This is a genomic window from Acidaminococcus hominis (assembly GCF_022484025.1).
In the GTDB taxonomy this organism is placed as follows: Bacteria; Bacillota; Negativicutes; order Acidaminococcales; family Acidaminococcaceae; genus Acidaminococcus; species Acidaminococcus hominis.
The window spans coordinates 1,058,560-1,072,799 of sequence record NZ_JAKVMG010000001.1 but is presented as its reverse complement, the minus strand read 5'-3'; the positions used below and the strand labels follow the sequence as shown (position 1 = coordinate 1,072,799).

At 56.0% G+C, this 14,240-nt stretch carries 15 protein-coding genes; all 15 read left to right on the top strand.

The window, feature by feature from the left end; all coding sequences use genetic code 11:
- Positions 1-2 precede the first annotated feature (2 nt).
- Positions 3-770, top strand: coding sequence for a dihydroorotate dehydrogenase electron transfer subunit (locus tag LKE88_RS04605; RefSeq protein ID WP_105327224.1), 768 nt, complete (start codon positions 3-5; stop codon positions 768-770).
- Entirely contained in the window at positions 764-1,708 is a 945-nt protein-coding gene (locus tag LKE88_RS04600) for a dihydroorotate dehydrogenase (protein ID WP_118286857.1), read from the top strand. The genes LKE88_RS04605 and LKE88_RS04600 overlap by 7 nt, the downstream gene beginning before the upstream one ends.
- The gene (pyrF, locus tag LKE88_RS04595) at positions 1,708-2,430 is read left to right on the top strand and encodes an orotidine-5'-phosphate decarboxylase (RefSeq protein ID WP_105327226.1); all 723 of its coding nucleotides are present in this window, start codon (positions 1,708-1,710) and stop codon (positions 2,428-2,430) included. The genes LKE88_RS04600 and pyrF overlap by 1 nt, the downstream gene beginning before the upstream one ends.
- Positions 2,427-2,999, top strand: coding sequence for an orotate phosphoribosyltransferase (gene pyrE / locus LKE88_RS04590; RefSeq protein WP_105327227.1), 573 nt, complete (start codon positions 2,427-2,429; stop codon positions 2,997-2,999). Before pyrF ends, pyrE begins: the two co-directional genes overlap by 4 nt.
- Before the next feature lie 95 nt (positions 3,000-3,094).
- Positions 3,095-3,313 carry a DUF1858 domain-containing protein gene (locus LKE88_RS04585; RefSeq protein ID WP_105327228.1) on the top strand — a complete coding sequence of 73 codons (219 nt, stop codon included), beginning with the start codon at positions 3,095-3,097 and terminating at the stop codon, positions 3,311-3,313.
- A gap of 347 nt (positions 3,314-3,660) precedes the next feature.
- Positions 3,661-4,092 (top strand): division/cell wall cluster transcriptional repressor MraZ, encoded by a 432-nt coding sequence (mraZ, locus tag LKE88_RS04580; protein WP_105327229.1) that lies wholly within the window; start codon positions 3,661-3,663, stop codon positions 4,090-4,092.
- A gap of 13 nt (positions 4,093-4,105) precedes the next feature.
- Positions 4,106-5,035: a 16S rRNA (cytosine(1402)-N(4))-methyltransferase RsmH gene (gene rsmH, locus LKE88_RS04575; RefSeq protein WP_276802860.1), complete on the top strand. Its 930-nt coding sequence runs from the start codon at positions 4,106-4,108 to the stop codon at positions 5,033-5,035.
- 157 nt (positions 5,036-5,192) lie between these two features.
- Positions 5,193-5,477 (top strand): septum formation initiator family protein, encoded by a 285-nt coding sequence (locus LKE88_RS04570; protein WP_231085874.1) that lies wholly within the window; start codon positions 5,193-5,195, stop codon positions 5,475-5,477.
- Between the two features lie 94 nt (positions 5,478-5,571).
- A complete protein-coding gene (locus LKE88_RS04565) occupies positions 5,572-7,065 on the top strand; it encodes a UDP-N-acetylmuramoyl-L-alanyl-D-glutamate--2,6-diaminopimelate ligase (RefSeq protein ID WP_105327231.1) in 1,494 nt (497 codons plus the stop codon).
- Positions 7,058-8,440 carry a UDP-N-acetylmuramoyl-tripeptide--D-alanyl-D-alanine ligase gene (locus tag LKE88_RS04560; RefSeq protein WP_105327232.1) on the top strand — a complete coding sequence of 461 codons (1,383 nt, stop codon included), beginning with the start codon at positions 7,058-7,060 and terminating at the stop codon, positions 8,438-8,440. The genes LKE88_RS04565 and LKE88_RS04560 overlap by 8 nt, the downstream gene beginning before the upstream one ends.
- The gene (mraY, locus tag LKE88_RS04555) at positions 8,437-9,396 is read left to right on the top strand and encodes a phospho-N-acetylmuramoyl-pentapeptide-transferase (RefSeq protein WP_105327233.1); all 960 of its coding nucleotides are present in this window, start codon (positions 8,437-8,439) and stop codon (positions 9,394-9,396) included. The genes LKE88_RS04560 and mraY overlap by 4 nt, the downstream gene beginning before the upstream one ends.
- A gap of 18 nt (positions 9,397-9,414) precedes the next feature.
- Positions 9,415-10,791: a UDP-N-acetylmuramoyl-L-alanine--D-glutamate ligase gene (gene murD / locus LKE88_RS04550; protein ID WP_231085868.1), complete on the top strand. Its 1,377-nt coding sequence runs from the start codon at positions 9,415-9,417 to the stop codon at positions 10,789-10,791.
- An 11-nt stretch (positions 10,792-10,802) separates the two neighbouring features.
- Entirely contained in the window at positions 10,803-11,921 is a 1,119-nt protein-coding gene (murG, locus tag LKE88_RS04545) for an undecaprenyldiphospho-muramoylpentapeptide beta-N-acetylglucosaminyltransferase (protein WP_118286860.1), read from the top strand.
- Positions 11,921-13,315, top strand: coding sequence for a UDP-N-acetylmuramate--L-alanine ligase (murC, locus tag LKE88_RS04540; RefSeq protein ID WP_105327236.1), 1,395 nt, complete (start codon positions 11,921-11,923; stop codon positions 13,313-13,315). The genes murG and murC overlap by 1 nt, the downstream gene beginning before the upstream one ends.
- The gene (locus tag LKE88_RS04535) at positions 13,308-14,240 is read left to right on the top strand and encodes a D-alanine--D-alanine ligase family protein (protein WP_105327237.1); all 933 of its coding nucleotides are present in this window, start codon (positions 13,308-13,310) and stop codon (positions 14,238-14,240) included. The genes murC and LKE88_RS04535 overlap by 8 nt, the downstream gene beginning before the upstream one ends.

Sequence of the window (14,240 nt, the reverse complement as noted above, 5' to 3'; positions counted from 1 at the left end):
GTATGACTGCATATAAGGTTGAAGGGACCCTGCTGTTCAAGAAACAGCTGTCCCAGGATATACGCCTGATGGAAATCAAGGCACCGGAAATTGCCAAAACGGCACAGCCGGGACAATTTGTAACCCTCAAACTGAACCACCTTTCCGTTCCCCTGCTGCGCCGCCCCTTTGGGGTGGCCGGGGTGGACCGGGACCGGGGAACCCTGCAATTGATGTACCGGATTGTAGGGGAGACCACGGAACTGATGGACAAACTGGCCGTGGGCAGCCCCGTGGATCTTTTGGGGCCCCTGGGCCACGGCTTTGCTATGGAGGCCAAGCGGCCGCTATTAGTCGGCGGCGGCATGGGTCTTGCTCCCCTGCATTTTCTGGCAGCCGAGTACAAGGGCGCCAAGCCCGACGTGCTCATTGGCGGCCGGACCAAGGCGGAACTGTTCTGGGTGGACCTGTTCAAGGACAAGACGGGCCTCCAGTACGAAACCACCGATGACGGCTCCTGCGGCGTCATGGGTACGGTAAACGCTGTGCTGCCCCAGCTGCTGGCCAAGGGTCTGTATGACTGTGTGTACGTCTGCGGCCCCTCCAAAATGATGCGGGCAGTGGTGGCCGAAGTGGACAAGGCCGGCGTACCCTGCCAGATTTCCCTGGAAAAATACATGGGCTGCGGCTTGGGCGCCTGCCTGTCCTGCACCTGCAGCGGCATCGGCAAACGGGTAAAGGTCTGCAAGGACGGCCCGGTATTTTGGAGCGGGGAGGTGACAGAATGGTAAAACCCTGTGAGGATCCCAGAATGACGGTGAAAATCGCCGGCATGACTATGAAAACCCCGGTGACCACGGCTTCCGGCACCTTTGGCTTTGGCCTGGAATTTACGGATTTCCTGGACCTTGACCAGGTGGGGGCCATTACCGTAAAAGGCACCACCCTGGAACCCCGGGCGGGGAACAAGGGCCAGCGTATTGTGGAAACCCCTTCGGGTATCCTGAACTGCGTAGGCCTGGAAAACCCCGGCGTGGAAGTGTTCCTGAAGGAAACCCTGCCCCACCTGCGGCAGGTGACGAAAAGCCCCATCATCGTCAACATTGACGGCAATACCCCAGAAGAATACGGGGAGCTGGCGGCCATGCTGGACGTGGAAGGGGTAGATGCCATCGAACTGAACGTGTCCTGCCCCAACGTGGCCCAAGGCGGTCTGGCCTTTGGTACGGACTGCGGGGCTGCGGCCCAGGTGGTGAAAGCCGCCAAGGCCCGGACCAGCAAGGTGGTAATCACCAAACTGTCCCCCAATGTAACAGATATTACGGAAATTGCCCGGGCGGTGGAAGCTGCCGGTACCGATGCCATTTCTCTCATTAATACTTTGGTGGGAATGAAAATCGACATTACCACCCAAAAACCCGTTTTGGGCAATATTATGGGCGGGCTCTCGGGCCCGGCGGTGCGGCCGGTGGCCGTGCGGATGGTGTACCAGGTGGCCCAGGCTGTTAAGGTGCCTCTTATCGGCATGGGCGGCATTACCTGCTGGCAGGATGCAATAGAATTTATCCTGGCCGGCGCCACTGCGGTAGCTGTTGGTACGTCCAACTTTACGGATCCGGGCCTGGCCCAGCACATCAGTGAGGGGATTCAGGGCTATTTGGAAGCCCAGCAGCTTTCTTCCCTGGAAGAACTGAGGGGACGTGCCCTGCCCGGCAGAGGAGAAGCCTAATGGACCCTAAAGATCGCTTGATTACAGCTTTGGATTTCCCGTCCTTTGCTGAGGCCAAGGCCTTTGTGGAGGAACTGGGGGATTCCCTGAGCTTTTATAAAGTGGGTATGGAGCTGTTTTATGCAGCCGGCCCGGAAATCATTACCTATCTCAAAGAAAAGAACAAAAAGGTGTTCCTGGACCTGAAGCTCCAGGATATTCCCAATACGGTGGCCCATTCCTTGGCGGTACTTACCCGGCTGGGAGTGGACATCTTGAACGTCCACGCAGTGGGCGGCGCCAAAATGATGGCAGAGGGTGCCAAGGCGGTGCGGATTGCTGCGGCGGCCCTGCATAGACCCGCTCCCAAACTCATTGCCGTTACCGTGCTTACCAGCATGGATGACGCCCAGTGGGAGCAGCTCCATTATGCCCAGCCCATTGCCCAGCAGGTGCTGAGCCTGGCCCAGCTGGCCAAGGAAAGCGGCCTGGATGGGGTAGTGGCTTCTCCCCGGGAAGCTGGGGAAATCCGCAAGGCCTGCGGCAAGGATTTTCTCATTGTAACCCCGGGCGTTCGGCCGGCCTGGTCCGCAAAGAACGACCAAAGCCGGATTGCCACTCCTAAGGCAGCCCTGGAAAACGGTTCCACCCATTTGGTGGTGGGCCGGCCCATTACCCAGGCTGCGGATAAAAAGGCAGCGGCAGCAAAAATCTTGGAAGAAATGAAAGAGGCGGCAATATGAACGATAAGAATGTACTGCGTATGCTCGAAGAAACCCAGGCTGTCATGCACGGCCATTTCCTTTTGACCAGCGGCCTGCACAGCCCCATGTACGTGGAAAAATTTAACGTACTGCGGCAGCCCCGGTATACCGAAGCCCTGTGCAAGGAACTGGCCAGCCGCTTTATCAACGATAATGTGGAACTGGTGGTAGGCCCCATGACCGGCGGTATTCTCCTGGCCTATGAAGTGGCCAAGAACCTGGGCACCCAGTTCTTCTTTACGGAACGGGTCAACGGGAAAATGACCTTCAAACGGGGCTTCCACATTGAACCGGGCACCCGGGTGCTGATTGTGGAAGATATCGTAACCACCGGCGGCAGCGTCAAGGAAGTACTGGACGTGGTCAAGGGCGAAGGCGGCGTGCCGGTAGGCGTGGGCCTGTTGGTAGACCGGAGCGGCGGCAAGGTGGACTTTGGCGTGCGCACGGAACCCCTGCTGCAATTGGAAGTGGAAGCTTTCAAACCTGAGGACTGCCCCCTGTGCAAGGCCGGCGTACCGTTGACCCAACGGGGCCGTACCGGCAAATAAGCCGGCCCCTTCCTGGGAACGCTTCCCACGGGCGGCCTTATTGACAAATTATGGTATAATAGGGTTAGATAAATAGATTCTTGAGGAGGATTCCCATGGAAAAAGTTACTGCAGATTCCAGCATTATAGAAACGGTGCAGTTGCACCCCGAAATTATTGACATTTTCATGCAATATGGTTTGGGCTGCATCGGCTGCATGGCTGCCAACTTCGAAACCATCGGCCAAGGCGCCTCCGCCCATGGCATTGATGTAGAAGCCCTGATTGCAGACATCAACGACTGCATTGCCGCTGTGGAAGGCGGAGAAAACTAAGAGCTGGCTAGACTGGCTGCGTAAATCCCTTTACCGAGAGAAGTTCTTTCGGTAAAGGGATTTTTTTGCGTTTTGGGGGGAATAGAGCTGTACTGAAACTGATAACAGTTCGAAAACGGTACAGCCCAAATACCCTTGTAATGTACTAGCTATTGTTTATAGAACGTTTAAAACAAAGAAAATAAGTGAGTAAAAATAATTTTATGCATATTTTCGGCCATAAATGGCGAGAACACCGAAACTTCAGTTAAATTGTCACGATTCGGCGTGAATTCGTTGATTTTTTGCCGAAAAGGTTTTATAATGGTGAAAAATGGTGAAAAGTGGAGCGAAGGGGGTGAACAGATATGCTGATGGGAGAGTTCGAACATACCATTGATGCCAAAGGCCGTCTGTTCATGCCTGCAAAGCTTCGTGAAACCTTGGGCACACCGTTTGTAGTTACCAAAGGCGTGGATGGGTGTTTGGATGTGTATCCCATGGCAGCCTGGGAAAAACTGCAAGTTAGCTTTTCCCAAAAAATGATGCCCAAACATAAGGAAAGAGACGTTTCCCGTTTTATTTTCGGCGGCGCCGCAGAAGTGGAGCCGGACAAGCAGGGGAGAATCCTCCTGCCGTCCAACCTGCGTACCTATGCCAAAATCCAGGACCGGGTCCTGATTGTAGGGGTGGGGAGCAAGGCCGAAATATGGGATGCTGAGCGGTACGCCGCTTACACCAGTGCTGTAGAAGATGATGTAGCGCAATTGGTAGAAGAACTGGATTTTGAATCATTGTAAACGGGGACTGAATATGGAATTTGTACATAAAAGTGTGTTGTTAGAAGAAAGTGTCTCCTGGCTGGTTACCGACCCCCAGGGGATTTATGTGGACTGCACCCTGGGCGGGGCTGGCCATTCCAGCCGGATTGCCCAAAAGCTGGCTCCGGAAGGGCTGCTGATTGGCATCGACCAGGACGAGGACGCCATTGCCGCCGCCACTGAAAAGCTCAAGGGAACACCCTGCCAGGTCCGGATTGTGCACAACAATTTTCGGAATCTGGGAGACATTCTGGACCAACTGGGACTTGCCGCCGTGGACGGTATTTTTTTTGACCTGGGGGTATCCTCCTATCAGCTGGATACGCCGGAGCGGGGCTTTTCCTATATGCATGACGGGCCCTTGGATATGCGCATGGACCAGGAACGGTCCCTGACCGCTGCCAAGGTGGTCAATACCTATTCAGAAGAAGCCCTGGCAGAGCTGATCTACAAGTACGGGGAAGAACGCTGGAGCCGCCGGATTGCCCAGTTTATTGTGGCTGCCCGGAAAGAAAAGCCGCTTGCGACCACCTTTGACCTGGTGCATGTGATCAAGGCAGCCATTCCCAAGGGCGCCCGGCAGGATGGACCCCACCCTGCCAAACGGACCTTCCAGGCCATTCGGATTGAGGTCAACGATGAACTGAAAATCCTGGACAAAACCATGGAAACAGCCGTGGCCCATCTGAAAAGCGGGGGACGGATTGGGGTTATTACCTTCCATTCCCTGGAAGACCGGATCATCAAGCAGGCTTTCAAGCGCATGGCCAAGGGCTGCATCTGCCCGCCGGAACTGCCGGTGTGCGTCTGCGGCCATAAGCCGGAACTCAAGAAACTGAAAGACTTTACCCCCTCGGAAGCAGAACTGGCCGATAACCCCCGGGCCAGAAGCGCCCGGCTAAGAGGCGCCATTAAGATTTGACTTGAGGAGAGAAGCGATGTATACTCGGAAGAATTCGCGCCATGAACTATGGTCTAAAGATATCAGCTATAATTACGGATCTTCCGCTGTACAGGAAGAGCCGGAAACTACCGAAGAAGAACCTTCGGAAAAAAATAAACAAAGGGAGACGAAGATTTTGCGTCGCCAGGTTGTGTTTTTGTTCTTGTTGGGTGTATTATGTTACTTCGGGAACGTGGTGCTGAGCCAGCAGTACATTGTGAAAAGCAATGAGCTGGTCCAGCTGAAAAAAGTTGAGGCGGAATGCCTGGACGAGAACGAAACCCTGAAAATTGATGTGGAGCGGCTGAAAAGTCCGGAACGGATTACCAGCATCGCCAGCAAAGAGCTGGGGATGAGCACAGCCCGAAGCAATATTTACGTGCGGGTGGATGGAACTGATAACGCGCCCGGGAAAAAATAACACGGCAGGCGGAGTACCGGACTCCCCCTTGCCGCGGTACATTACACAGAAGCAGCCGGAAAGGCTGCTTTTCTTATAATTGGAGGAATTGAACATGGAAAAAAAGCTGGCAGCCGTGCTGCAGCAGCTGCCCCAGGCAGTGGTGACAGGAACAGTAGAAAATCAGGTAATCACGGATTTGACCATTGATTCCCGTACGGCAGGTCCTGGCGGCCTGTTCATCTGTTTAAAAGGCGTGCATACCAATGGCCACGCCTACATTGGCAAGGCTGCGGCCCAAGGGGCTGCTGCCATTTTGGTGGAGGAGGACGTGCCCACTGTGCCCGGCGTGGTGCTGATCCGGGTAAAGGATACCACGGCCGCCATGACGGCCCTGGCCCCCTGGTTCTACGATTATCCCGCAGAGAAAATGCGGGTCATCGGGGTAACCGGCACCAACGGCAAGACCACCACCACGACGATTCTGCGCAATCTGCTGACCCGCTGCGGTCATAAGGTGGGCCTGATTGGCACCATCTCCATTATGATCGGCGAGGAAAGTGAAGTCAGCCATAATACCACCCCCGATGTGGTGGATTTGCAGCGGACCCTGTACCGCATGGAGCAGGCCGGCTGCGACTACGTGGTGATGGAAGTGTCTTCCCACGCTCTGGCCCTTAATCGGGTGGCCGGCATCGAATACGATACGGCGGTGCTCACCAATATTACCCAGGACCACCTGGATTTCCATAAGACCATGGAAAACTACCGGGAGGCCAAGGCCCTCTTGTTTACCCGGCTGCACCTGGGGAAGAAACCTGGCAAAACGGCCATCTTCAATAGCGATGACCCCAGCTCCCCGCTGATTATGAACCGGGTGAAAACCAAAATCCTGACCTACGGCAAGGGCCCGGAGAACGCTGTATATCCCCTGTCCTTCCACGTAGGTGCCCGTCATATGGAACTGAACCTCCAGACCCCTGCTGGGGAAATGGACCTGCAGCTCCATATTACCGGGGAATTTAACGTATATAATGTAATGGCGGCGGTTTGCGCCGCCCTGGCCGAAGGTCTCAGCCGGGAAGAAGTCATTCAGGGCCTGGACCAGTTCGGCGGGGTGCCTGGCCGCTTCCAGCTCATTGACGCCGGCCAGGACGCTACCGTGGTGGTGGACTATGCCCATACCCCGGACGGCCTGGAAAACGTGCTCCATACCGCCCGCCAGATTACCCAGGGCAAGCTGTGGGTGGTCTTTGGCTGCGGTGGGGACCGGGATGCCAAAAAGCGCCCTATTATGGGCAAATTGGCCTTGGATTTGGCCGACCAGATTGTGGTTACCACCGACAATCCCCGGAGCGAGGATCCGGAAGCTATTATCCGGGATATTGAAGCCGGTATGCAGGGCGCTGCCCCCGGCAAGGAAATCCACAAGATTACCGACCGGAAGGACGCCATTGAATTTGCCGTAGGCCACGCCCAAAAAGGCGACGTGGTGCTCATTGCCGGCAAAGGCCATGAGAATTACCAGATTTTGAAGGACCGCACCATCCATTTCGATGATGGGGAAGTAGTAAGAGACTTTGTACAAAAGGGGAAACTCCATGATTGATATAGCTTTAGTGACCCGCGCCCTGCCGGTGGAAACCAGTCTGCCGGCGGACACCGTATTTACCGATGTAACCACCGATTCCCGACAGCTTGCGCCGGGAACTCTTTTTGTCGCCCTCCGGGGAGAAAAGTTTGACGGCCACGCCTTTGTCAGCAAGGCCCTTGCCGCCGGTGCAGCTGCCGCCGTGGTGGACCATGTGCCGGAAGGGGTGGACCCGGGCAAATGCCTGGTGGTCAAAGACACCCTGGACGCCTACCAGAAGCTGGCCTCTGCCTACCGGCTCAGCAAGCCAAAGGTAACGGTGATTGCCATTACGGGTTCCAACGGAAAAACCTCCACCAAGGACCTGATTAGCGCCTGCCTGTCCGCCAAGTACCGGGTCATCAAGACCCAGGCCAACTTCAACAACGAAATCGGCCTGCCCAAGACCCTGTTCACCATCCAGGACGACACGGAATTTGCCGTAGTGGAAATGGGAATGCGGGGCCTGGGCCAGATTCGGGCCATGAAAAAACTGGCCCTGCCCGACGCAGCAGTGATTACCAATGTGGGGGACACCCATTTGGAGCTGCTGGGCAGCCTGGAAAATATTGCCAAGGCCAAAAGTGAAATCCTGGAAGACTTTACCCCAGCCAATCACGCCTTCCTGAACGGAGATGACCCCCGGGTGTCCGTGATGCCCACCGGCGCTAAGGTAACCACCTACGGCATCGACGCAGACTGCGACGTGAAAGCCCTCTCCCTTACGCCTACCGGCCTGGGCACGGACTTTACCTACCGCAGCCGGGTTACCGGCCAGACCCAGGCGGTGCACCTGCCCCTGGCCGGCCGGCACAACGTAATGAATGCCCTGGCGGCCATTGCCGTGGCTGAAGTCTACGGGGTGGCCGATGGAGCCATTGCTGGGGCTCTGGAGCACCCTGCCATGACGGGGATGCGCCAGGAAGTCCTGCACTTTGGGGACATTACGGTTATCAACGACGCCTATAACGCCAGCCCTGCCTCTATGAAGGCGGGCCTGGAAACCCTACGAGACCTGGTCAAAAACCAGGGCCGGGGCCGGGCGGTTGCCGTTCTGGCCGATATGCTGGAACTGGGAGCCCACTCCCAAAGCGGCCATACCCAGGTAGGGGAATGGGCTGCGGACTGCGGCGTGAAAGAGTTGATTGTCTACGGCACCGAAGCTAAATATATAGGTGAGGCTGCCGCCAAACGGGGCGTCATCGTTACCTATGCGGCAAACAAGGAAGAAGCCGCCCGGCTGCTCCAAAAAATTCTTCAGCCGGGGGATGTGGTCCTGTGCAAGGGCTCCCATTCCATGGCAGTGGACCAGGTGATTCCCCTGGTCTTTGGGAAAGAAGGCGCTGACGCATGAGTGCTCTTGGCATGCTGGTAACCTCCTTTGTCCTTACCGTACTTTTTGGCCGGCTGCTGCTGCCGCTGCTGCACAAATGGCATTTTGGCCAAAGCATCCGGGAATGCGGCCCCAAGGAACATTTGAAGAAAAGCGGGACCCCCACCATGGGCGGTCTCATGATGATTGCAGCCCTTTTGGTTTCCACCCTGGTGTGGATTCCCCTGAGCGGCCGGGTCTTTTTGGCCCTGTGGCTGTTCTTGGGCTATGCGGTCATTGGTTTTATTGACGATGGTCTGAAGATTTTCTTCCATCGGAATTTGGGCCTGACCTCCAAGCAGAAAATGCTGCTCCAGATTCTGGTAGCCGCCGTGTATCTGCTGTATCCGGGAGCCGTCAGCGTCTACAGCACCAGCGTGTGGATTCCCCTGGTCAACACCACGGTTTCCCTGGGTGCCGGTTACTATGTTTTCCTGCTCCTGCTGCTGGTGGGAACCACCAACGCAGTGAATTTGACCGATGGTCTGGATGGCCTGGCAGCCAGTGTTACGGTGCCGGTCATGCTGGCCTTTGCTTACATTGGGTATCTCAGCCACCTGCCGGCGGAAATGCTGTTTGCGCTGGGCGTTTGCGGCTGCTGCCTGGGTTTTTTGGTGTACAACCACCATCCTGCCCGGGTGTTCATGGGTGATACCGGTTCCTTGGCCCTGGGCGGCGCTGTAGCGGCCTGTGCCATTGCAACCCATACGGAACTGCTCCTGGTCCTGATTGGCGGCATTTACGTGCTGGAAGCCCTGTCAGTGATTATGCAGGTCACGTATTTCAAGCTGACCCATGGCAAGAGAATCTTCCGGATGAGCCCCCTGCATCACCATTTTGAGCTGGGCGGCTGGCCTGAAGTGCAGGTGGTCAAGAGATTTTTCCTGATCAGTTGCGTTTTCTCCCTTTTGGGAGTACTATTATTTATCTGTCGATAAATGAGGGGGTAATGTAAAATGGCAGACAATCGGGCAATTTTTGTATACGGAGCAGGTATTAGCGGGCAAGGTGTGGCCGAAGTCCTGGCAGACCAGGGCGAGGAGGTCGTTTTATATAATGATACGGACGTGGATCTGGAACCGGAATGGTGCACTGCCTTTGGGGCAGTGGGCGGCCTGTTTATGACCGAAGTGGATCCCACCGATGAACTGAAAAGAAGTAAGCTGATGATCATCTCCCCGGGGATTCCCTTTACCACCGATACGGTGAAAAAAGCCAGGGAACTGGGCGTAGAAATCATCGGGGAAGCAGAAGAAGCCAGCCGGCTGTACAAAGGCAAATGGATTGGCATTACCGGTACCAACGGCAAGACCACAACCACCACGCTGGTGGGGGAAATGCTGGATACCCTGCCGGTAAAGACGGCGGTGGCCGGCAACATTGGCCGCTCTCTGTCCAAAGAGGTCATCAATCTGGACGCAGATTCCTACGTGGCTGCCGAACTGTCCAGCTTCCAGCTGGAAGGCGTCACCACCATGCGGGTGAACATTGCCCTGATTGTGAACATTACGCCGGACCATTTTGAACGCCATGGCAACATGGAAAACTACATTAACGCCAAGGCCAATATTTTTGCTCACCAACAGCCGGAGGACGTACTGATTTTGAACGCTGACGATGCCAACTGCGTGGCTCTGGCTCCCCGTGCCAAGGGCCGGGTGGTGTTCTTCAGCACCCAAAAACAGCTGGATGAAGGCGCCTATATTGAAGACGGCTGGTTCGTCCTGAACCTGGACGGCAAGAAGCAGCGGATTCTCCAGGTTTCCGACATGAAGATTTTCGGTTCCCACAACGAACAAAACGTGCTGGGAGCCCTGTGCTGCGCCTACTTTGCCGGCGTTACCCCGGAAAACATGGCCAAGGTCCTGAAGAACTTCCAAGGCGTGGAACACCGGCTGGAATACGTAACCACCATCAAGGGCGTACCCTACTACAACGATTCCAAGGCCACCAATACGGACTCCGCCGTGAAGGCCATGGAAGCCTTTAAGGACGGCCACGTAATCCTTTTGGCCGGCGGCCATGATAAGCTGACGGACCTGACCGAATTTATGCAGGTGGCAGCCCGCCAGACCGATGCCCTGATTCTTTTGGGCGAAGCCCGGCAGCGTTTCTACGAAGCCGCGGTGAAAAACGGCGTAAAGAACATCTATATGATTGACGGCAGTTTTGACGATGCCGTGAATAAAGCAGCCAGCCTGGCCCAGCCGCCGGAAGTGGTCCTCCTTTCTCCTGCCTGCTCGTCCTATGATATGTTTGACAACTATCCGCAGCGGGGGAGATATTTCAAGGAACTGGTCCGGAAACTGGAAAAACAGCAGGAAAACGCGTAGGAGGCTAGATTGTGAAAGTAATCCTTTCAGGCGGCGGCACGGGCGGTCATATCTACCCGGCGCTGACCATTGCTGATGCCATACGAGATTTGGAGCCCTCTGCGGAAATCACCTTCGTGGGAACCCGGAAGGGCCTGGAAAAAGATATCATTCCCCGGTACGGCTATCCCCTGGAATTTATTGAAGTGGCCGGGTTTGAGCGCCATTTGGGGCTAGGTACCCTGAAAAGCGCCGGAAAGTTGGTGGTGGGTCTCAGCGAGGCCTACCAGCTGCTGAACCGGATTAACCCCGACCTGGTCATCGGTACCGGCGGCTACGTGTGCGGCCCCATTTTGTTTTGGGCCGCCCTGAAGCGGGTACCCACGGCCATTCAGGAGCAGAATGCCATGCCCGGGGTAACCAACAAGATTCTCTCCCGGTTTGTGGATGAAGTCTTTTTGGGTTACAAGGAAGGGGCCCGGTACTTTGCGTCCCACGCCAAGAAAATCTTTACCGGCAACCCGGTGCGCAAGGAAATCCTTGTGGCCGAACGGTCTGCGGGAATTGCCAAATTTCAGCTGGACCCCAGCCGGAAAACCCTGCTGGTGTTTGGCGGCAGCCGGGGCGCCCGTTCCATCAACCAAAGCATGATTGCGGTGGAAAAGGCCCTAGCCGGCGACCGGCATATCCAGATTCTCCATGCCACCGGCCAGCAGGGGTACCAGAGCCATATTGAAGCCCTGGGAGAAAACCTGCTCAAGGCGGACAACCTGCACATTGTGCCCTACCTGCACGATATGCCCCTGGCCCTGGCGGCTGCGGACGTAGCCGTTTCCCGGGCCGGGGCCATTGGCCTGGCGGAACTGATGGTCAAGGGAATCCCGTCCATCTTGATTCCCTATCCCTACGCCACGGCCAACCATCAGGAATTTAACGCCCGTGCCCTGGCAGCCCTGGGGGCAGCCAAGGTGGTCCTGGACAAGGACCTTAGCGGAGAAATTTTGCTGCGGGAAGTAGAAAGTCTGCTGAAAGATGAAGAAGTCTTAGCCATGATGCATCGCAGCGCCTGCAAAGCAGGTATGCCTCAGGCAGCTGAAACCATTGCCCAGGAGGCGCTGGCTTTGGCAGAACGTGATAGGAGGAACGCATAGTGCTGGATTTGGATAAAATCAAAAATATACATTTTATCGGTATCGGCGGCGCCGGTATGAGTGCCCTGTCGTATGTTATGATCAAACGGGGCTACCAGGTTTCCGGCTCAGATGCCAAACCGGGCTACATGGCCACCAACCTGGCCAAAGAAGGGGCCCTGGTTTTCATCGGCCATTCTGCCTGCCAGATTGAACGGGCGGAAGTGGTGGTGGTTTCTACCGCCATCCATCCGGACAACCCTGAACTGGTGGAAGCCAAAAAAAGACAGGTACCGGTAATCCACAGAAGTGATGTGCTGGCCTATCTCATGAACAAACACAAGGGCGTGGCCGTAGCCGGCGCCCATGGCAAGACCACCACCAGCTCCATGCTCTCCTGCATTACCTGTGAAGGGGGCCTGGATCCCACCATCGTGGTAGGGGGCATCGTTAACAACCTGGGCAGCAATGCCGTCAACGGCAAAAGCGATTATGTGGTGGCAGAAGCCGACGAAAGCGACGGCTCCTTCCTGAAATTCCATCCCTACCTGGCGGTGATTACCAATATCGAAAATGACCACCTGGACCATTACGGCAGCGAAGAAAACATCCAGGCAGCCTTTGCCAAATTTGTGGAGCAGATTAAGGAAGACGGCAAGGCCATCTTGTGCTACGATAACGCCAAGGTCCGGGCCCTGGGAGAAAAGACCGGCAAGACCGTAATCTCCTACGGCATCGACAGCAAGGACGCCGATTACCGGGCAGAAAATATCGAATACGGCAAAAACGGCACCACCTATGATATCCTGTATAAGAACGAAGTCATCGGCAAGGGGCAGCTCATTGTCCCCGGCCGTCATAACGTATTAAACTCCCTGGGGGCCATTGCCGCCGCCCGGGAACTGGGTATCCCCCTGGAAAGCATTCTGGCCTCCCTGGCCCATTTCAGCGGTGCCAAGCGCCGTTTTGAAACCAAGGGCAAGGTTGGCGGCGTTTGGGTAGTGGACGACTACGCCCACCATCCCACGGAAATTGCCGTGACCTTAAAGGCTGCCCGGCAGACCCAGCCGGAACGACTGGTCTGCGTGTTCCAGCCCCACCGCTATACCCGGACCCAGCTTCTCCTGGACCAGTTTGCGGTGGCCTTCAAGGACTGTGATGAGCTGATCATCACCGACATCTACGCTGCCAGCGAAGACCCCATTCCCGGCGTCAGCGGGGAAATGCTGGCCCACAAGATTGCCGAAACCACCGGACAAAAGGTCCGTTATATTTCTGGGCAGGATAAAATCGAAGAAACCCTGGAACGGGAAGTTCGGCCAGGCGACCTGGTGATTACCATGGGCGCCGGGGACATCTACCGGCTGGGGGAGCAGTTAGTGCAAGCATTAGAACGGAGTGAAGCAAATGCGTAAAGAAGACAAAGTCGCAGTGGTTATGGGCGGTCCGTCCAAAGAAAGAGAAATTTCCTTTTTGACTGGCAACGCCATTTTGGCCGCTTTGCAGGAAAAGGGCTACAACGCCGTAGCCATCGACCTGGATCCGGCTCATTTTGTAGAGCAGCTGAAGGAAAGCGGCGCCAAGGTGGTCTTTAACGCCGTTCATGGACTGTACGGGGAAGACGGCCGGCTCCAGGGCGTCCTGGAAATGCTGGGCATTCCCTATACCGGTTCCGGGGTGCTGGCCAGCGCCCTGGCCATGGACAAGGCTTATACCAAGCACCTGTTTGAAAACAACCATGTGCCCACGGCCCGCTGCCTGTACCTGAACAAGCACGATGCCGTCAGCCCCAAGGAACAGATTCTCAAGGAACTGGGCCTGCCGGTAGTGGTAAAGCCGGTGGCCCAGGGCTCCAGCATTGGTGTAGTTATCGTTAAAAGCGAGGCTGAACTGGACAGCGCCCTGGAAGAAGCCTTCTCCTACGGTGACCGGGTACTGGCCGAAGCCTTCTTTAAAGGCAAGGAAGTGGCTGCCGGCGTCATGATGGGCGAGGATGGCAAGGCCATTCCCATGCCCCTGGTGCTCATTGAGCCCCACTCCGGCTCCTACGATTTCCATTCCAAGTACACCAAGGGCGCAACCACCTATACCTGCCCGGCACCTTTTTCCGAAGAAACCACGCAGAAGCTCCAGCAGGTGGCAGTGGCTGCCTATAACGCCCTGGGTTGCCACGGGGTTGCCCGGGTGGACCTGATGCTGGCTGACGATGGCAGCTGCATTGCCCTGGAAGTCAACTCCATTCCGGGGATGACCGCTACCAGCCTGATTCCCAAGGCTGCGGCTGCCATGGGGATTTCCTTCCCCGACCTGTGTGAAAAAATTCTGCTGACGGCTCATTAA